This window comes from Caballeronia sp. KNU42, assembly GCF_053760385.1.
Genome location: NZ_CM132388.1, coordinates 980,573 through 998,967, shown reverse-complemented (window position 1 = coordinate 998,967; position 18,395 = coordinate 980,573). Strand labels below are relative to the sequence as shown.

Annotated in this window: 15 protein-coding genes and 1 pseudogene; 4 read left to right on the top strand and 12 right to left on the bottom strand. The window is 61.6% G+C overall.

The features are described 5' to 3' along the window. Window positions 1-41 precede the first annotated feature (41 nt). A complete protein-coding gene (locus ACSOSP_RS04430; RefSeq protein WP_455309757.1) occupies window positions 42-1,487 on the top strand; it encodes a purine-cytosine permease family protein in 1,446 nt (481 codons plus the stop codon). A gap of 77 nt (window positions 1,488-1,564) precedes the next feature. Here the strand turns inward: ACSOSP_RS04430 and ACSOSP_RS04425 are convergent, their stop codons facing one another. The 7 genes and pseudogenes from ACSOSP_RS04425 to ACSOSP_RS04395 form a co-directional block, all read right to left on the bottom strand. Then, complete coding sequence (locus tag ACSOSP_RS04425) at window positions 1,565-1,888, bottom strand: hypothetical protein (protein WP_455309756.1); 324 nt, start codon at window positions 1,886-1,888, stop codon at window positions 1,565-1,567. Between the two features lie 73 nt (window positions 1,889-1,961). Next, window positions 1,962-2,939 carry a hypothetical protein gene (locus ACSOSP_RS04420; RefSeq protein ID WP_455309755.1) on the bottom strand — a complete coding sequence of 326 codons (978 nt, stop codon included), beginning with the start codon at window positions 2,937-2,939 and terminating at the stop codon, window positions 1,962-1,964. Window positions 2,940-3,223: 284 nt separating this feature from the next. Continuing rightward, window positions 3,224-3,964, bottom strand: a complete 741-nt coding sequence (locus tag ACSOSP_RS04415) for a hypothetical protein (protein WP_455309754.1) — start codon at window positions 3,962-3,964, stop codon at window positions 3,224-3,226. A 60-nt stretch (window positions 3,965-4,024) separates the two neighbouring features. Continuing rightward, window positions 4,025-4,207 (bottom strand): annotated as a pseudogene (locus ACSOSP_RS04410) (DUF1330 domain-containing protein); the annotation flags it as partial. Window positions 4,208-4,222: 15 nt separating this feature from the next. Next, on the bottom strand, window positions 4,223-4,504 hold the full coding sequence (gene eutB / locus ACSOSP_RS04405) for an ethanolamine ammonia-lyase subunit EutB (RefSeq protein WP_455309753.1): 282 nt from the start codon (window positions 4,502-4,504) through the stop codon (window positions 4,223-4,225). Between the two features lie 139 nt (window positions 4,505-4,643). Beyond that, window positions 4,644-5,750, bottom strand: a complete 1,107-nt coding sequence (locus tag ACSOSP_RS04400) for a branched-chain amino acid ABC transporter substrate-binding protein (protein ID WP_455310846.1) — start codon at window positions 5,748-5,750, stop codon at window positions 4,644-4,646. 86 nt (window positions 5,751-5,836) lie between these two features. Then, window positions 5,837-7,069, bottom strand: coding sequence for an NAD(P)/FAD-dependent oxidoreductase (locus ACSOSP_RS04395; protein ID WP_455309752.1), 1,233 nt, complete (start codon window positions 7,067-7,069; stop codon window positions 5,837-5,839). Window positions 7,070-7,428: 359 nt separating this feature from the next. Here ACSOSP_RS04395 and ACSOSP_RS04390 point away from each other — a divergent pair, with 359 nt between their 5' ends. The 3 genes from ACSOSP_RS04390 to ACSOSP_RS04380 all read left to right on the top strand — a co-directional run bounded on the left by ACSOSP_RS04390 (window position 7,429) and on the right by ACSOSP_RS04380 (window position 10,911). Further along, window positions 7,429-8,853 (top strand): aminotransferase-like domain-containing protein, encoded by a 1,425-nt coding sequence (locus ACSOSP_RS04390; RefSeq protein ID WP_455309751.1) that lies wholly within the window; start codon window positions 7,429-7,431, stop codon window positions 8,851-8,853. A gap of 288 nt (window positions 8,854-9,141) precedes the next feature. Further along, entirely contained in the window at window positions 9,142-9,717 is a 576-nt protein-coding gene (locus ACSOSP_RS04385) for a TetR/AcrR family transcriptional regulator (RefSeq protein WP_455309750.1), read from the top strand. A gap of 492 nt (window positions 9,718-10,209) precedes the next feature. Then, window positions 10,210-10,911, top strand: coding sequence for a glutathione S-transferase (locus tag ACSOSP_RS04380; RefSeq protein ID WP_455309749.1), 702 nt, complete (start codon window positions 10,210-10,212; stop codon window positions 10,909-10,911). A 45-nt stretch (window positions 10,912-10,956) separates the two neighbouring features. Here the strand turns inward: ACSOSP_RS04380 and ACSOSP_RS04375 are convergent, their stop codons facing one another. The 5 genes from ACSOSP_RS04375 to hpnI form a co-directional block, all read right to left on the bottom strand. Continuing rightward, entirely contained in the window at window positions 10,957-13,302 is a 2,346-nt protein-coding gene (locus ACSOSP_RS04375; protein ID WP_455309748.1) for an EAL domain-containing protein, read from the bottom strand. A gap of 320 nt (window positions 13,303-13,622) precedes the next feature. After that, the gene (locus ACSOSP_RS04370) at window positions 13,623-14,615 is read right to left on the bottom strand and encodes a lysylphosphatidylglycerol synthase domain-containing protein (protein WP_455309747.1); all 993 of its coding nucleotides are present in this window, start codon (window positions 14,613-14,615) and stop codon (window positions 13,623-13,625) included. Next, window positions 14,612-15,493 carry a hopanoid biosynthesis-associated protein HpnK gene (hpnK, locus tag ACSOSP_RS04365; protein WP_455309746.1) on the bottom strand — a complete coding sequence of 294 codons (882 nt, stop codon included), beginning with the start codon at window positions 15,491-15,493 and terminating at the stop codon, window positions 14,612-14,614. The genes ACSOSP_RS04370 and hpnK overlap by 4 nt, the downstream gene beginning before the upstream one ends. Further along, a complete protein-coding gene (gene hpnJ / locus ACSOSP_RS04360) occupies window positions 15,490-16,911 on the bottom strand; it encodes a hopanoid biosynthesis associated radical SAM protein HpnJ (RefSeq protein ID WP_455309745.1) in 1,422 nt (473 codons plus the stop codon). The genes hpnK and hpnJ overlap by 4 nt, the downstream gene beginning before the upstream one ends. Window positions 16,912-16,952: 41 nt before the next feature. Next, a complete protein-coding gene (hpnI, locus tag ACSOSP_RS04355) occupies window positions 16,953-18,224 on the bottom strand; it encodes a bacteriohopanetetrol glucosamine biosynthesis glycosyltransferase HpnI (protein ID WP_455309744.1) in 1,272 nt (423 codons plus the stop codon). Between the last annotated feature and the right edge of the window lie 171 nt (window positions 18,225-18,395).

Genomic DNA, 18,395 nt, shown 5'->3' with positions numbered 1-18,395 from the left:
CGATACGCGCTTCACGCGACGCCACTGACTCGAGGGTATCCATGTCCGCTTCACAGACTGGCGCACAGACCGGCGCACAGAGCGGCGTCATAGCCGAACGCCGCACCATCGACTACATCCCCGAAGCCGAACGTCATGGCGGCCTTGCCAGCCAGTTCACGCTTTGGCTCGCCGCGAACCTGCAGATCACCGCCATTGTCACGGGCGCGCTTGCGGTCGTGCTCGGCGGCGACGTGTTCTGGTCCTTGATCGGCCTGATGGTCGGTCAGCTGTTGGGTGGTGGTGTGATGGCGTTGCACGGAGCCCAGGGGCCGCAACTCGGGCTGCCGCAAATGATATCGAGCCGCGTGCAGTTTGGTGTGTACGGTGCGGTGATCCCCATAGCGCTGGTGTGCCTGATGTACGTCGGTTTCTCGGCGAGCGGTTCGGTGCTCGCGGGGCAGGCGGTCGCGCAGCTCCTGCACGTGGACGATGCTGTCGGCATTGTCGTGTTCACGGCGGTGATCGTCGGCTTTACGGTGTTCGGATATCGCGTGATTCACGCGATCGGCCGCGTCGCCAGCGTGATCGGCGTGCTTGCGTTCGTGTACATGTTTGCGCGGCTGCTGACGGGGCATGATATCGGCTCCCTGCTCGCGAACCGTCACTTCACGTTGAGCAGCTTCCTGCTGTCGATGTCGCTATCCGCATCGTGGCAGATTGCATTTGGGCCCTACGTTGCCGACTATTCCCGCTATTTGCCTTCCTCCACGTCGCCGCGCAAGACGTTCTGGGCCATCGGACTTGGCTCGGTGATCGGCGCGCAGGTGGCGATGGTGTTCGGCGTGTTCGCCGCCGCGCTCGCCGGCAAGCAGTTCTCGCATCACGAGGTGTCGTTCGTCGTCAGCCTGGGCGGCAGCGGTGCGATTGCCGCGCTGCTTTACTTCGCCATTGCGTTCGGCAAGATCACGATCACGACGCTCAACGCATACGGCAGCGTGATGTCGATCGCGACGGTGGTCAGCGGTTTTCGCGGTGAGCAGCGTTTGTCGACGCGCAATCGCGCGGTCTACATTGTCGCGATGGTCGGACTTGCGATGGGCCTCGCGCTCGCCGGCCGTCACGCGTTCCTGAAAGAGTTCTCGTCGTTCATCCTGTTCCTGCTCGCGTTCTTTACGCCGTGGAGCGCGATCAACCTGGTCGACTATTACTTCATTACCAAGGATCGTTACGACGTCCCTGCACTTTACGATCCGGATGGCCGATATGGTCGCTGGAACGTGACCGGTATCGCGGTGTATGCGATCGGGGTACTCGTGCAATTCCCCTTCATTTCGAGCGCGTTCTATACCGGCCCACTGGTGGACAAGCTCGACGGAGCCGACATTTCGTGGATCGTCGGGCTTGCCGTGCCGTCGCTACTCTATTACTTTGCAGCCCGCCACAAGGCGCATGTTGCGCCCGCGCATTTGATTCTGCCTGCGCAGCCGGCATCTTCAGCAAAGTAGCGTCGGATCTTCCCGCCAAGCGGTGATACAGGGATGTCCTGGATCAGAGCCGAATGCACCGCCACATGGTGCCGCGGTCATAGGGGAAGAAACGCGGTGTGATCAGGAGCCGTCAATCGACACGCATCGAGGCGCCCGGACATCACGGTGAGCTCGCGGACCATGACGCCGGACGATTTGCCATCGCGTCTCGCCAGGCGGGCGATATCGAGCAACTCCCCATATTTCCTTGCACACTGCTGCGATGCTCCGGCCTGTCGATGCATCGCAGCAGTTTCGACGTTCATCATGCGGCTGCCGACGCCCAGTGCCACTATCGTCGCAACAACCAGCGTTGCCGATACGCCCATTTTGCATAATAGTTTGTACTGCGATTTAAGAGCTGGATATACGAGCGTCACGCCGTCCTTCCCTTCATCATTTTCCGGCTAATTCGCATGACCATGCCGCTGGTTATGCGCGGCAAGTCATCGTTCATGACCAGTGCGCCGCTACCCAGACGTTCCCGACCCAGTGGCCCGGCACCCACACTACGGGGCGCGGCACAGGCGTCATGTAGACGACGCGCGGAGCAACATACACGGCCGGCGGCGGGGGCGGTGCATAGACAACCGGAGGCGGCGGGACATACGCAACCGGGGGAGGCGGCACATACACCACCGGAGGCGGCGGAACGTAGGCCACAGGCGCAGCAACGACCACCGGCTTCGGCGCAACGACGACCGTCGTGCCGCCCGTCGTGACAACGCCACTGGTCGTGACCACGCCGCTTGTCGACACGGTGTGCCCATACGTACCTGTCGCGCTGGTCGAGGTCGTGACAACACCCGGTGCGACGCGCGTCGCGGTTCCCGAGTGATAGACGGTCCCGCCGTCCGAACCGGTCACCGTGCCCGAACGGGAGCACGAAGCCCCTGCACAATTCGTCGATGCCGAATGATCGACCGTGTTGCCGTTCGAGCCAGTGATCGATCCCGACGATGAATACTGGCCCGGTGCGGTTCTGGTCACGTCGCCTGAGGTGGAGGCCGTCTTGCCGTCCGGTCCGGTGAGGGTGCCGGTGTGTGAACACGTGCCGCCTGCGCAGTTGGTGTCGCCGGCATGCTGCACCGAATTGCCGTAGCGTCCGGTCGCGGTGCCTGAATTCGAAAACTCTCCCGGCGCGTTGCGGGTCACCGTTCCCGTGTTGGTCGCGAAGCCGCCGTAAGGGCCGGCGACGCCGCCTGCATGCGAACAGCTGCCGCCGCCGCACGAGCCGTATCGAGCACCGTTATACGTGCCGCGTGATGTATATGCGGTGCCGTGTTGCGACCAGGCGAACGCGGAAGCGCTGCTGAGGGCAAGCATGGCGATGGTTGCTGTGAGCACGAACTTGCGCAGGGCGCCACGTACGGATGCCGTGGTCGTGGCGAAAGCGGTGGTAATCGAGGGGGCGAACGAGCGGGTATTCACACTATCTCCTTGGTAGTCCTGGGCCACTTCCAGCGCACTGCGGCGTGGCGATGAGCGGACTATAGGAGTGCGCGCGAATTTAATCATTAGCGAAGATATGTCACCCGGTGTCACCGCGCCAGAGGCCCGCCAGACGGGGGTTTGCGAGCGTGCGAAGCGCACCGTGACATATTTCGACATGAATTGTTGCGAGTCGAAATGCGATGCAGCCGCCTGGGTTGCTGCGTGATTCGCTGCCTGATTTGCTGCCTGATGACACCAACACCGCGGTGTGGCTCTGACGATTAGTCGGCCTGACACCACCGGCCAGAATCCGGGCACACAGTGACCCGTGCGCCGTTCAGCCGGACTTGCTCTTCATCGAGTTGCAGCGAGGTCGAAGTGTCGACGTCGAAGCTGACGCGAAGCGCGTCTCCAACATGGGCATCTTCGATGGGAAGCTCCCAGGTCAGGAATATCTGGGTGCAATCCTGGCCGGGTGCGAAGTCAGCCACATTAAAACCGCGGCTGCCGCGTCGTATGACGCCATGAGGCTGGCCGGTATCGAATATCACGGCCGTACCCCGGGTCAGGGGGATTCGATAATCCATGGAGGGGAAATGCAAATCCAGACCCTTGTCCTCGCTCATGAAGAGATTGCAAAACGCGGCGCCGCCATATTGCGAGCCGTCATGATGGTACTTCGCGCCACGGCAGGCCATGAGCGCTACGTCACTGGAGGCCAGTACGTCAGGCAGTCCAAGCGTGCGGGTCCAATCGGACATCGCTTGCACGCAGCGCTTGTAGTCGGGCCAGCGCATTCTCGCTCGCGCCAAAGGCATGACCTCGACGTCTCCGGGCTCAAGGACCATGCGCGTTGTCGTCTCGCGTTCCCAATCCGCAAGCAGACGTGCGGAGGGCGGCGGCGCATCGACTGTGCCTGTCAGCACGATGTCGCTCACGTGCCGGCTGCGGATGACGTCGCCACTCCAGAAATAGGAGGTGAGGAGGTCTCGTACCGGATGCTGTTGAGGAGGGTGATTCATCTGGGCCATTCTGATAACGCTGCCTGTGGAAGCAGCGAGCGATTGTCTCCCAGTTTAGCTTCAATTGTCGCCGACCTGTTTCGGCGAGCCTTCAACAGTGAACGAGCGGAATATCGCGTATTTTTCCCGAATCTTTCGGGCTGCCTTGAACGCCTCCGTATCACGATGCGCCTGGACTTGTTCCAGACTATCCCATACGAGAACGGCGACGCGCGCTGCCGGTGGTGCGCCTTCGATTGAAGTGACTTTTCCGCCTCCTCAAGCATGAGCTCGATGAGCCTGAGTGTAGGACGGGTAGCCGGCACTCGCTTGGGCAATGCGTCCGCCAGCGTCATCTTCGTAGGGGATGACGGCTTCGTTTAGAAACGTTCGCAGCGGTACTACTGCCGGGGCCATTTGCGCGGCCACCCGCTCTTCCTCGGTAGCGGAGCCAACGCCCGCAAGCTGATCTCCCGAGCGCCGCGGGCTGGCCTTCGCCAACAGCATTTTCAGATCATTAAATCGATAGGTATGCAAACCGATGGTTTCGTGAAAAGTCATTGCATTACCGGTCACTGAGTGAAATCCGAAACGGCGACGCCCGGGGCAGCGGCTCGACCGTGACAAGCAGGGTCCGGTCAATGATGCCCCGGCGCCCCGGCGTCTGCGCGTCACGGTAGCCGCGCCGTTGGTTCAAGACCTAAGCTCCGCTCCCGCCCACGGTCCTGAGGCTCTTCCATTGCCCCTGCTGCACCTGGAACAACGTATAGGGCGGTTTGATCAAGTCGCCGTAGGGATCGAACGCAATCTTGCCGGTGATGCCTGTGACCGTGGCCTTTGCCAGGCTCTCCGCAATCTTCTGCCGATCAAGCGAATTGGCGTTCTCGATGGCCTTGATCATCACGAGCGCGGCGTCATACGCAAACGGCGCGTAGAGTTCAACGTCCTGGTTGAAGCGGGCCTTGTACCGCTTGCCGAAGTCCTGGGCTGCCGGCAACTTGTCGAGCGCAGGACCCGGTTCGAGGTCCTGCGTGCCTTCGCCAGAGGGCCCGGCGATCTGCAGGAACGCGTTGCTCTTGAGCGCACCCGCGCCAAAGAGCTGCGTCTGCATGCCGAGCGAACGCATCTGTTTAACAAGCATCGCGCCTTGCTCGTCCAGGCCGCCGAAGAAGATCACATCGACGTTCTTGCTCTTCAGCGTAGTCAGGACCGCGCGAAAGTCGACGGCTTTATCGTTCGTGAATTCGCGATCGACAATATTGCCGTTCGCTTCCTTTACGCCTTTCTCGAACGCGTCGGCCAAGCCTTGCCCGAACGCCGTGCGATCGTCGATGATGCCAATTCGTTTCGCCTTGATCTGCTCGACCACGAAGTGACCCGCGACCACCCCGCCAATACCGTCGTGGCCCATCGTGCGGAACACGTTCTTGAAGCCTTGCTTCGTCAGTTGCGGATTGGTTGAGCCGGGCGTGATCATGGCGACGTTGGCCTGATGGTAGACCGCCGATGCCGGAATGCTGCATCCCGAGTTGTAGTGACCAATCACGCCTACGACACCATCGTCGACCAGCTTCTGGGCGGCCTGGATCGCAAAGCGGGGATCGGCCTGATCGTCCTGCACGTCCAGGACGAACTTCACCGGCTTGCCGTCGACGCTCGGATTCTTTGCGTTCTCCTCGTCGAGCGCGAGTTGCGCGCCGTATTGCAAGTCCTTGCCGACGCGCGCGACCGGCCCGGTTAGCGGAGCGGCAAAACCGATCTTGACCACCTCCGGTTCGGCTGCGTATGAAGGCACGTGCGCGCCCATGATCCCAAGTGCAATTGCGACAACCAGGTTTCGACGTTTCATGATGTCAGTCCTTATCCCTTGTTTCATGGAGACTGCTGCGGTGGTTAAAAACGACTTGGGCTATAGGGGTTCAAGTCGAGCGGAGGAGTGCGGCCGACCACGAGGTCGGCCACCACGCTGCCCGTCACGCCGCCCAACGTGACGCCGAGATGCTGGTGCCCGAATGCATAGACCACCCGTTGCGAAGCGCTTGATCGCCCGATCACCGGCAAGCCGTCCGGCAGGCTTGGCCGGAAGCCGAGCCAGGTGCTATCGGGCTGAGGCAGGCCGGGCAGCGCTTGTTGAGCGGAAGTGGTCAGCAAGCTCAGGAGTGCAGGATTTTTCCGCGATCCGTAGCCGCCAAGTTCAACGGTGCCGGCGGCCCGGATGCCGCCAGTCATCGGCGTCATGTAGAAGCCGCGCTCCGCCCAGCCGCAAGGACGGGAAAGCAGGTGCGACGTGAAGGGAAAGCGCACGTGATAACCGCGCTCCGTGTCGAGCGGAACGCGATCGCCGCATTGCCGGGCAAAGCGTTTCGACAGCGCGCCGGTGCAGACGATCACGTGTTCGGCGCCATGCGCGCGGCCGGTTTCATCGATCAGACGCACGCCATTGTGTTGCGGCTCGATAGCGTTGATTGCGACGCGCTCGTGCTGAAGACCCTGCGTCGCCATCGACGCATGCAGCGCCTGTAGAAACCCGCGTGGATCACTGAGAAACCAGCTGCCGCTGAACATCGTGCCGTGCTCGAAGATGGGCGCGAGATTAGGTTCGAGCTGACGGATGCCGTCGCGATCGAATGGTTCGAATTCCACGCCGAGCGAGCGGCGCAAGTCGAGCGAAGGTTGTGCCGCCTTGAACGATCCCGGGTTCGAGTAAAGGTACAGGCACTCGCGCTCGCGCACGAAGCTCGCAAGCGTGCTGGTGGCCAGCATCTCGCGATAACCTTCGAACGCCCGCGACAGGATGCTCGCCAGCGCGCGGGCGCTGTGTTCGTAGCGGCTCTGCGTCGCGCTCAGCAGGAACCGCACGAGCCAGGGAGCGAGTTGCGGCATGTAGCCCCAGCGAATCCGCAGCGGACTCGTCGACGAAAACAAAAAGCGCGGCAGATTGCGAAACACGTCCGGGTTGTTGACCGGGATGCATCCGTAATTCGCGAACGTGCCGGCGTTGCCGTACGACGTCGCTTCGCCCGGGCCTTGCGGGTCGAAGAGCGTCACGCGATGCCCGTCGCGGATCAGCCAGTAGGCGCAGGACAAGCCAATGAAACCCGCGCCCAGGACAGCGACTTCAGCCATTATTCCTTCCCGTGGGTGTCGGGGAAGTGAACCGAATGCATCGATGCCGGTTGATGTGCCATGCGTGTCTCATCCTGTAATACAGTTCGGGATCGTGCCGGCAGTCCGCCGACACACAAACGATGCAGACATGCTCACACAAAGTTTTTTTGTGTGCAATTGTTTTGTCTTTGTGTGGACTTAGGTGATTTCCCTGAATCTGCGTGGATTTTTACGCTGGTGATGCTGGAATGCCTGTACGCTATGAATGCTTAAAAGGCTTATCTTGTGTCAAACCTCGTGTCAAAGCGCGCTGATCGAGATGCAAGAAGCGCATGAAGCAACGATTCAATGAGTTTTTGTATGGAGACATTGGTTGAATGAAGATCGAAAAAGGCCACACAAAAGCTGTCGATAACGTTCAGACAAAGCGACGCGAGGCCACCTATCTCGAGGTCTCGCGGACGTTGGAAGAAAAGGTGCGCAACGGGCTGTACCAGCCGGGCAGCCGGTTGCCGCCGCAACGCGACCTGGCAGTGGAACTTGGCATCAACGTGTCGACCGTTTCGCGGGCTTACAAGGAATTGCAGGCGCGCGGACTGATTGTGGCGAGCAAGCGGCGCGGCTCGATCGTCACTGGCGGCGCGATGCCGTCAGTCCATGCCACGTCGGCACGCGGCAAGAACGGCGAAGCCGCGTCGAATGCCGTGATAGACCTGACCGTCAACCGTCCCGCCACGGGCGAATTCCTGACGCAGCTCGCGCGCACGATGGCGAACGTCGCGCGCGATTCGCGTTTTCCGGAGACGCAGGAATATCAGCCGCCGCAAGGGCCTGACTGGGCACGTGCAGCAGGGGCGCGATGGATGGCTGCGCCCGGATTTACACCAACACCGGACAACGTGGTCGTGACAAGCGGTGCGCAACACGGTCTCTATGCGGTCTTGAGCAGCCTGATGGGACACGACGGCGTGATCCTCTCGGACCAGTTGACTTACTACGGGCTGAAGGCGCTTGCGCCGGTCTTCCAGTTTGAACTCGTCGGCATTCCTAGCGATCACGACGGCTTGCTGCCGGACCAGCTCGAAGACGCATGCCGGCGCATGCGCGTGAAAGCGATCTTCACCGTGCCGAATCTGCAGAACCCGACCGTGGTCACGATGAGCCTCGCGCGGCGCACAGCGCTCGTCGATATCGCGCGCCGGCATCACATCGCCATTATCGAAGATGACGTCTATGGCCCTTTGGTGAGTACGCGTTTGCCTACCATCGCGAGTCTCTGTCCGGAGCTGACGTTCCATGTTGCTTCAACGTCGAAGATCCTGGCGCCGGGACTGCGGGTGGGCTATGTACTCACGCCACCCAATGGGGCTGCGCTCGCCGCCGAGGCTGTGCGCACCACCGCATGGATGCCCGCGCCGCTGTCGACGCTCATCACCACACGGTGGATCGAGGACGGCACCGCCAGGATCATTCTGGATGCGCAGCGCGCTGAACTGGCCGCACGGCAGGAACTCGCACGCGACCTGTTGCCGAAAGAGCACCTGAATAGCGATCCGGCATGCATGTTCGTCTGGATGCGCGTGCCGGCGCCGTGGCGCTCCGACGATTTCGCGGCGAACGCGCTCGCTCGCGGCGTCAGTGTCATGCCCGCGTCGGCGTTTGCCGTGGACCGCTCGATGATCGAGCATGGCGTGCGGATCAACCTTGCGTGCGCAACGTCGCGTGACCAGCTCGCCGGCGCACTGCAGATCGTTGCGCAAACACTGCGCGACAGGCCGCGTGCGTTGTTCGGCACGATCTAGTGCTGGCCGGCCCGCGTGGCCGGTGGCTCACTCTGTTTCGATGTCCGCTCGCGCCAGGTGCGCAAATTACGTCCGCGCGAGTTCTCGGGAATACCGGAAATCATGCCCCGGTCGGCAGGTTGCCGGTTTCGGTCGAGGTCGAGAATTCCGGAAGGTCAGTCTTCTCAAGCAGGATCGCAGGATGGAAGGTGAAACTCACGCCCGGCTATCTACCTAACGTTTGTTAGGTTTAACTATAAGTCCTATAATTCAGTCCCTCAACACCATTTTTCGTCGAAGGCGGGACCAGTGAAGAACCAGGCAGGCACAAACTCCAGTGACAAGATACTGGCGGCGGCCACGAAGATCGCACAGGCGCATGGCTACGGCGGTCTGAATATTCGTAACCTCGCTGCTGACGTCGGCATCAAGGCTGCAAGCATTTACCACCACTTTCCAAGCAAGGCCGACCTCGCTGAAGCGGTAGCAAAGCGTTATTGGCAGGACTCGGCGGCAGTCCTGGAGGGACTGTGGACGGAATCGTCTGATCCGCTCCACTGCCTACGCCAATATCCCAATACGTTTCGCAAGTCGCTTGAGAGTGACAACCGCATGTGTCTCTGCAGCTTCATGGCCGCCGAGTTCGATGACTTGCCCGAAGCGGTCAAGAAAGAGGTCCAGACCTTCGCCGATGTCAATGTGGCATGGCTTGGCAAAGTCCTGTCGGCTGCTGCAGTTGTCACTACCGAGGAGTCCGAACGGCGAGCTCGCGCGATCTTCGCCGCAGTCGCAGGCGCTCAGCTTGTGGCGCGGAGCCGCTCCGATCTTTCGCTCTTTGACGCGTTGATCGAGAGTTACCGGGCGGCTGGTCTCATACCGGCGTAAGCGATGAACGCGCGAACGCGAGGCGCTAAAGTCATCGGCCGTCGCCGGTTATCTGTGTCACTAACCCGTTGCTGTGCTTGTGCGAGCAGGTCGCCTCGTGCACGAGTACATAGTGGGCGCGTTACCACCGCGCATTGGCGGAAAGTGCTCGCCGTCGACACACTTCAGCTCGAACCGCGAGACTCACGTCTTTGAGGAGAGAAGTGAGACAAGCGCAATGATGGAATCGTCCGGAGTGAAGAACAATCCGGGCAGGCGAAGCTCACTCATTCGCCCGATGCACGATTTGCACTGGCCTCTCGAAGAGATATAAGTCCCGGCTCGCCCCTTCAGTTCTTCACCAAGGGGTAACAGCGACCAACGGAAAAAATTGGGCATTGACGAAGAACAGTGCGACCTCTATAGTCTACCTACCAAACGTTAGGTAGACAAAACTCACTGAGTTCCAATATCCATCTGTTCCGACGCAACCCGACCGCAGAGAGGTAGGCAATGAGTTCCCACACCATCAATTTCGACGCAGCTAAACCGGCCATGATGACGATTTACGATTGGCACACCGGCCCTTATCCAGCTCGCGTCCGTATCGCTTTGGCCGAGAAGAACCTTCAATCGCGTGTGCAGTTTGTGTCGGTCGATCTTTGGAAAGGCGAGCACAAGAAGGCCGCGTTCCTCGCCAAGAATTACTCGGGCACGCTGCCGGTGCTTGAACTCGACGACGGGACCTTCATTGCCGAGTGCACGGCCATTACGGAATACCTCGACGCGCTTGATGGCGCTCCAACACTCACCGGCAGGACACCGCGCGAAAAGGGCGTGATCCACATGATGAGCAAGCGTGCCGAATTGGAGTTGCTCGACGCCGTTAGCGTTTATTTCCATCACGCCACACCGGGGCTTGGACCCGACGTCGAGATTTATCAGAACGCCGAATGGGGTTTCCGTCAGCGCGACAAAGCCCTAAGGGGTATGCACTACTTCGACACCGTTCTCAAAAGCCAGCCTTGCATCGCCGGCGAGGTCTTCTCGATGGCCGACATCACGGTCATAGGCGGTTTGATCTTTGCGGGGCTAGTGGAGCTGCCGGTGCCGGCGGACTGCGAGGCGCTTCAAGCCTGGTACGCAAGGACGCAGGAGCGTCCCAGCGTTCAGAACCGGGTGACGATGTCGGAACCGACCGAGGCGTCCGTCTGAAATCGTCGTCTGTGAACGACTGCTTTCATGCGTCGCTCATTGCCATCACTCCACCGTGGGCCATGCCAGATGCGGCGACGTCCAGTCCAGCTCACTGCCGACCACCATCACCCGGTCGTCGCTCGTGAACGCCATGGTCACGCCGACCGACGCGCACCCGCTGGTCAGCGATAAATACGGTTGGCAGAACACCGCCGTTCCCATGTTCGCCACCGCCTTCCAGTAATACGGCCGATGATCCCATCGCCCCGATTGCGCAGCGAACAATGGCCCGAGCCGGAAGTCCGCGCCCGAGCGCGCGCGGCCGGTAATTTCCTGCCCCAGGACGCGCCCGGTTTCGTCGAGAACGAAGCAGCGTTTGCATAGCTCCAGCGTCGCCATGGGCGCGATGGCCTCTTCCACACTGACACCGTTCGTCAACGCTGCCGCCGCTGTGTCGAGCATGGCGAGATACGGCGCCAACTGCGCTTCGAAGCGCGCGGTGCGCACGGCACGGCCTTCGGCAATGACATCGAAGGCGTGATCGATGCGTCGCGTCACGGCCGCCGGCGAGGGCAGCGTGGCGCTCGGCCTGCCCAGCAAGAACCCTTGCGCGAAATCGACGTTCGATTCCACCGCCAGGATGAGCTCCTCAGTCGTCTCGATCCCTTCCACCACCACCATCATGTCCGCCCGGTGCAGCAGCGACACAATGGTCGGAAGGAGAGGCTGATCCGAGGCACGGCTCTTCGCGCGGATCAACGCGCCATCGAGCTTGACGAAATCGGGCTGGATGCGCAGCAGGCGGTCGAGGTTGGAGTGGCCGGTGCCGAAGTCATCGACTGCAATCAGGAAACCGCAGCCGCGATAGCGCCACGCGGCCAGCGCAAGCTCCTCGACGTCCACCCCCTCGGACTCGAGAATCTCCAGCACGACGCTGCGAGGATCGAGTCCCGCTTCGAAGACGATGGCCGCCAGCGTCTGCTCGTAACCCGGCTGGATGAAGGTGGACGGCGCGACGTTCAGGAAGAGCCAGGAGTCGAGCGGCAGGCGCTTGCGGGCGTTCGCGAGATGGAGGTTGTGAGTCAGTGAATCCAGGTCGTTGATGCCGGGATTCGACTGCGGGGCGAACAGCCTGTCAGGCCGCACCGGCGCGCCATGCTGGTCGAAGCCGCGAAGCAGGGCTTCGAAACCAACCTGCTTCTGATGCGACAGGCTGTAGACCGGCTGGTAGTGAGTGAACAGGTCGAACGCACCCCAGCGGGTGACGATGACCGGCTCATCGTCGACTCGCGTGTCATTGTCTTCATCAAGAGCCGTGGCGCGCACACGCTCGACCCGGCGTGCCTGCTCGACGAACACCCGGTTATGGCCCGCGTGTTTCGCGCGCAATAGCGCTTCGTCGGCACGGTCGAGCAATTCAATGGCGGTCTCGTTAGGCCTGCGATGCGCAACGCCAAAGCTGGCGGTGAGAAAGCCGTCGGGCCGGAGTATCGATGCTACGAGGATGCGCAGTGTGTCGGCAAGGCTGATCGCGCGATCAGGATCGGGCAAATTGATAAGGACCGCGAACTCCTCGCCTCCCAGCCGTCCGACCACCGCGTGCGCGGGCACGGCGTCGTTCAGGACCTTGGTGACATCGATCAGCGCTTCGTCGCCGCGCGCGTGGCCGTACTGGTCGTTCAGGGACTTGAAGCGATCGATGTCCAGGAAGATCGCACTGACGACTTCGTCGTGAGCTTTCGTCTCGCTCAGCATCTGTTCCGCCTGCTCGAGAAAAGCGCGCCGGTTCAGGAGCTGGGTCAACGGATCGGTTGCGGCGAGCGCCCGTAGTTTCTCTTCGAGCATGAAGTGATTGAGCCGGAACCAATAGAAGGCGAAGTGAAACGTGGTCGCGGTCGGGATGCCAATAGATACCCACATTGCGCATAAGACGTAGTCGTCGTGCGTGAAGGGCACGGCTATCAAAAAGGGCAGCCCGGCCAGGTAGAACGCAATCGTTCCCAGGATGAAATGCCGTGGCGTCAGCCACAGCGGCGCAGCACAGATAGGGATGACCATGCCGGCGGGCAGCATCCAGAAGAGCGGTTTTTCCACGCCCTCGACATTGATCCCGATCCCGATCTGCAGAACCACGACATACAGCACGCCGATCAGGCCGAATATGAACGTGGATGGCGCCTTGGGAATGGCCGCGACCAGCAACAACATGGCGATAGCGCATAGCAGGCGCGGCCAGAGCGGCAGGTCAATGCCCGTTACGTGGGATCGGGCGATGACGAACATCAGGAATGCCACCACGGTAAAAGCCATGGTGAAGGTTGACAGCGGCCGTTGCTGATCCATCGAGCGGCGGTGGAAACGGAGTCGAAGCGCGGGTGTGATCGTTGGCGGGAGCAAGGAGCTGAGCATGTTTTCGGGTAAGTTTTAGCAGCCTCATTCATTCATGATGACTGTCGGCTGTGCCGGGCCGAATTGTTTGAATTACCGCAGGTTCTGAATTCACATGATCCGAATATCGTCGGATGAAATGGATTGTCTTACTAGGCGCGATCCGGCTCAAGTGAATGTTTGCCCGGCCGTATCGTTTAGTAAATAAGGCCGGGCGTGCTTTTGAGCGCCGCCGGATTGCGCGGGAGGGAGAACGGGCGATTCGAGCGCAATGCAGTTATTTGCGCCAGGGCGTTGGCGCCTCTGTTCACTTGCAGAGGCTCGCGGCACCTTCGATAAATTCAGCCGCGCGTCAGCCGCGAGCGGGAGTTGCGGCGCATTTCAGCGAGTTGCCAACCGGCAAGCGCGATGCAGCCAAACAGCACTTCACGCATCCGCTTGACCAGCGCGAGCGCAATACCCGTTTGCCGGTCCGCGCCGGCCATGTGCGCCAGCACCATGATCGCGGCCTCCTGCACGCCCAACCCCGCCGGCAAGAAAAACGCCGCATGCCGGACTGCCTGGGTGAGCGCTTCCACGGCAACTGCGCCGGCAATCGACACCGGATGACCGAAGAACGCGAGCGCCCAGTACACTTCGAGCGCACCGAGCATGTAACCGCTTAGCTGCCACGCGAACGCGGAGGCGAGCAAGCCCGGGCGCCGCATCAGCGTGTCTATTTCCCGGTCGAGCCGGACACCGTCCAGCTTCGACAGCAACCGGTGCGACGATCCGAGCCAGCGGGCCGCCAGCTTTTCGAGCGCCTGAAACAAGCCGCCGCGCCTGACCAGAATAAAAAACACAACGGGAACGGGCAATGACAGCAGCAACGCAAGACCGATCAGCCGCACGCCCGCGAACGCCTGAGAGGTGCTCACCATCAACAACAAGCCGAGCGCTGAGAACGCATATTGGACGACTACCGTCACCAGCACTTCCACGATGACCGATGCGCTGACGCGATTGATATCGGCGATATACCAGTGCGCGAGCCTGATCCCGACCAGCTCGCCACCTACGCCCGCCGCCGGCAGCAGCCGGCTGACCGACTCGCGAACGATTGCTATCCACCACAAGACGTGCAGAGGCGCCAAGCGCCCAAGGAGGACTCGCCATCCGCATGCATCGAGCAACAAGGGCAGCGCGTGGAACGGGACGAGCCAGAGCATGGTGACACCGGCTTGCGGAAACCCGCGCAGCACGTCGGCGAGACCCTCGTGCACGGCGAAGATCGTCAGCAAGCCGATCGCCGCCGGCCAGCGCGCCCAGGCAAGCCAGCGCAGTACTGCGGTCATAGAGAGCGCAACGCCGGTTCGACGGCTGACACAGCGGCCGGGAAGACGTCGCTGAAGCCGCCGCGAGGGAAGCCGGTGGCATCCATCGCCGCCGCCACGCGCGGGGACAGCAGTGCCGCGAGTTCATCGGCGTGACGGTAGTCCGTCATGGACGGCGTGATCGGACTGTCGCCCGGCATGGCGGGGTGACAGTAGATTTCGCTCACGCCATCGGGGAGGGTGGCGAGCGCCTTGATGAACGCTGCTTCATCCATCCGCCCGCTCTGCGTGAGACCCGCGACGTAATCGTTATGCGCGATCCCGCACCGGTCCAGCCGCGCTCGCACCAACGCAATCCACGGACGCAACGAAAGCGTGCCGGGCGCTTCGCACGGCAGGCGCATCGCCCGCATGCCGTACTCGCTTCCTATCCCGATCAGGAGCGACAACACCGTTGGGTGAAGATGGAAATGCTTGTGCGTATTGACGTGATCGAGCGGCAGACCGGTCGCGGCAAAAGCCTCGAACTGCGCGCGAATTTCGTGGGCGAGCTGAGCCCGTACGCGGGGAAGAAAGAAAAAGCGCACGCCGTCGCGCACCATCGCGTTGCCGAAACGGCCCTGGTCATCGACTAGCTGTGGAATGTCGCTACTTGGCAACGTCGCCCGGCCGTCCGCCAGGACGATATGCAAACCCACGCGCAGAGTCGGCAAGCGCCGCGCGCGCTCGACGGCATCCGCAGCGGCGTCGCCCGCGACCATCAGGCTGGCTGAAGTCAGCACGCCGTTGCGATGGGCACGCTCGACCGCTTCGTTCACGCGTGCGTGCAGCCCGAAATCGTCTGCGTTCACAATCAAGGCGCGCCGTGCCGGACGGGCCGCGGCTTGCGGCCGGATCATGCTGAGTGCGTGCGCAGGAAGCGGAAAAACTCGACGCCTTCGCGCAAGCGCCGCTTCATCATTTCCCAGCTCATCAGCATTTCGCGCACGATCTCCCAGATCTTGGACGGCCGGAAATAGAACTGCTTGTAGAACCTCTCCAGCCCGTGATAGATCTCTTCACGCGACAAATGCGGATAACCGATCGCCGCCAGTTGCACACCTTCCGCACTGACCAGGTTGATGACCTTGTTTTCTTCCAGCCAGCCGTTGTCGACCGCTTGCTTGTAGAGCGTGGTGCCCGGATAGGGCGCGGCGAGCGACACCTGGATGGTATGCGGATTGATTTCCTTCGCATACCGAATGGTATTTTCGATTGTCTCGCGTGTTTCACCGGGCAGGCCCAGGATAAAGGTGCCGTGAACCTTGATGCCGAGCTTGCGGCAATCAACGCTGAAGCGCCGCGCCATGTCCGTGCGCAGCCCTTTCTTGATGTTCAGCAGGATCTGGTCGTCGCCCGATTCGTAGCCTACCAGCAGCAGCCGCAGGCCGTTCTCCTTCATGATCTTGAGCGTCGCATACGGCACGTTGGCCTTTGCATTGCAGGACCACGTGACGCCAAGCTTGCCCAGTCCCCGTGCAATCTCTTCCACACGCGGCTTGAAGTCGGTGAAGGTGTCGTCATCGAACATGATCTCCTTGACTTCAGGCATGTTGTCGCGAATCCACTTCACTTCTTCCAGCACGTTTTCCACGGAACGGGTGCGATACCGGTGACCTCCTACGGTCTGGGGCCACAGGCAGAAGGTGCAGCGTGAGCGGCAACCGCGGCCCGTATAGATCGACACATAAGGGTGTGACAGGTAGCCGATGAAATAATTGTCGATCTTCAGGTCGCGCTTGTAGACCGGTGCGACAAAGGGCAACGCATCCATGTCCTCGAGAATGGGACGCGCTTCGTTATGTTCAATCGAGCCATCGGCAAGCCGGTAGCTCAGGCCCTTGATCCGCGCGAAGGGTTTGCCCTCGGACACTTCCAGGCAAGTGAAGTCGAATTCTTCGCGGCAGACGAAATCGATTGCATCGCTTGCGGCCAGGGAGTTGTGCGGATCCACCGCGACCTTTGCTCCCACCATGCCGATCAGCAGCGACGGCTTGCGCGCCTTCAGCTTCTCGGCGAACAACGCATCGCTTGGGAACGAAGGCGTGCTCGTATGAATGATCACGAGTTCGTACGCCTCGGCAATCTGGAGAGTCGCTTCGACTGACAAGCCGTCGGCGGGGGCATCGAGCACCCGGCTGCCCGGGACGAGCGCCGCGGGCTGGGCGAGCCAGGTCGGGTACCAGAACGAACGGATCTCGCGCTTCGCCTGGTAGCGCGAACCCGCGCCGCCGTCGAAGCCGTCAAACGATGGGGCCTGCAAGAACAGCGTTTTCATGGATGGCTCCTGAGACTCGGAACTTGCCGTGTGGAATGGCTTCATGGATTGGCTTCGTGATTCGTGACGCGCGCGGGTCCCGATGCAGCGTCGTAGCGCTCGTCGGACATGTCCGTCAGATTGACCGCCGGCGTGACGGCCCGCGGCACGATCCGGATGCGCGCGCCCCGCCAGATCACGTGCGAGCCGAACGCCGCCACGATCCATTCGGCGGACAACAGCAGGTCGCGCAGCGGAATCAGCGGCAGGTCGCGCCAGAACGAGCGCCAGTCACGCGTCGTTCTCCAGTGCAGCAGCAGCCGCGCGCTGAGGCCGAACGAGGTGCTCAGGTCGACAATCATGTCGGCGGTAGAGTCGGCGATCGCGCCGCCGCTCCAGTCGAAACCGAGGCCCAGCAACCAGCTCGCCATCAGCCACGGCGACGTGAACGTGATGAAGAGAAACGTGAAGCCCAGCGGGTTGATCGAGCGGATAGTGCGCAGCCAACGGGTCTCGCGCAGCCAGAGCGACGCCAGGTCGCGTTCGGTCACATCGGTGATGACAGTGAGCTCGGAGACATGCGTGCGAAGCCCAAGCTCACGCACATATTCGGCCAGCCAGAAATCATCCGCTACGCAATCCTTCAGTTCGTGAAAACCGCCGATTGCGTCAAGCGTCTCGCGGCGCAGCGCGAGCGTTGCGCCGAAACCGAAACGGCGCGCGCCGGCCGCTCGCGCGACATGCACCGACGGCACGAACCATTCGTCGATGAAAAGCGCGCCGAGCCGCGCCCACACTTCGCCCACTCGCCGCGCGCGATAGAGGCAGGTGACCACGCCGACCTGACCGGAGCCAAGCGGGGCAGACACGGTATGCAGGTAATCCGGCGGGACCGCGATGTCGCTGTCCGCAATCACGATGATTTCATGGCGCGCGTGCTGCGCAAGATTGATCAGGTTGCTGACCTTGAGATTGACGCCGTGCACGGCGTCGTTGACGACCAGCGTGATGTCCAGGTCGGGATACGCTTCACGCAGCCGGTTCACGACCCCGACGGCGGGGTCGGTGGCCGACGACACGCCAAAGAGCAGTTGAAAGCGCGGATGCGTCTGCCGGCAGAAGGTTTCGAGGTTGGCGTAAAGACGCGGCTCAAGGCCGCACAAGGGCTTGAGCACGCTGATGGTGGCCGGCCCCGTTGCATGGCTGCCGGCGCGCGTCTTGCCCCAGGGACGTGAGCCGTGACGCATGAGCGCTGCGACCGTTATGTAGACGGAGGAGAGGCAGCACAGACCAATCAGCATCCATTCGGTAACGGGTAGCGGCGTCCAGGTCATGCGGTTCCCCTGCATCTATCGGTGGCCTGTCTCGCTCAACGAGACACGCCGGTTAGCGGGATAGGGGCCCGAGTTGTTTCACTCGAGGATCACGTCCCTCTTCGGTCGATGTTCGAGCCTAGATGGGTGCCAGCGTGAGTGCCAGTGGTGGAGGTGGTAGACGCTGTCGCC

Excerpts from the sequence above, each read along its gene's own strand:
- ACSOSP_RS04430 (WP_455309757.1), top strand. The coding sequence starts at position 42 with ATGTCCGCTTCACAGACTGGCGCACAGACCGGCGCACAGAGCGGCGTC.
- ACSOSP_RS04415 (WP_455309754.1), bottom strand. The coding sequence starts at position 3,964 with ATGAATCACCCTCCTCAACAGCATCCGGTACGAGACCTCCTCACCTCC.
- eutB (WP_455309753.1), bottom strand. The coding sequence starts at position 4,504 with ATGACTTTTCACGAAACCATCGGTTTGCATACCTATCGATTTAATGAT.
- ACSOSP_RS04400 (WP_455310846.1), bottom strand. The coding sequence starts at position 5,750 with ATGGGCGCGCACGTGCCTTCATACGCAGCCGAACCGGAGGTGGTCAAG.
- ACSOSP_RS04395 (WP_455309752.1), bottom strand. The coding sequence starts at position 7,069 with ATGGCTGAAGTCGCTGTCCTGGGCGCGGGTTTCATTGGCTTGTCCTGC.
- ACSOSP_RS04390 (WP_455309751.1), top strand. The coding sequence starts at position 7,429 with ATGAAGATCGAAAAAGGCCACACAAAAGCTGTCGATAACGTTCAGACA.
- ACSOSP_RS04380 (WP_455309749.1), top strand. The coding sequence starts at position 10,210 with ATGAGTTCCCACACCATCAATTTCGACGCAGCTAAACCGGCCATGATG.
- ACSOSP_RS04375 (WP_455309748.1), bottom strand. The coding sequence starts at position 13,302 with ATGCTCAGCTCCTTGCTCCCGCCAACGATCACACCCGCGCTTCGACTC.
- ACSOSP_RS04370 (WP_455309747.1), bottom strand. The coding sequence starts at position 14,615 with ATGACCGCAGTACTGCGCTGGCTTGCCTGGGCGCGCTGGCCGGCGGCG.
- hpnK (WP_455309746.1), bottom strand. The coding sequence starts at position 15,493 with ATGATCCGGCCGCAAGCCGCGGCCCGTCCGGCACGGCGCGCCTTGATT.
- hpnJ (WP_455309745.1), bottom strand. The coding sequence starts at position 16,911 with ATGAAAACGCTGTTCTTGCAGGCCCCATCGTTTGACGGCTTCGACGGC.
- hpnI (WP_455309744.1), bottom strand. The coding sequence starts at position 18,224 with ATGACCTGGACGCCGCTACCCGTTACCGAATGGATGCTGATTGGTCTG.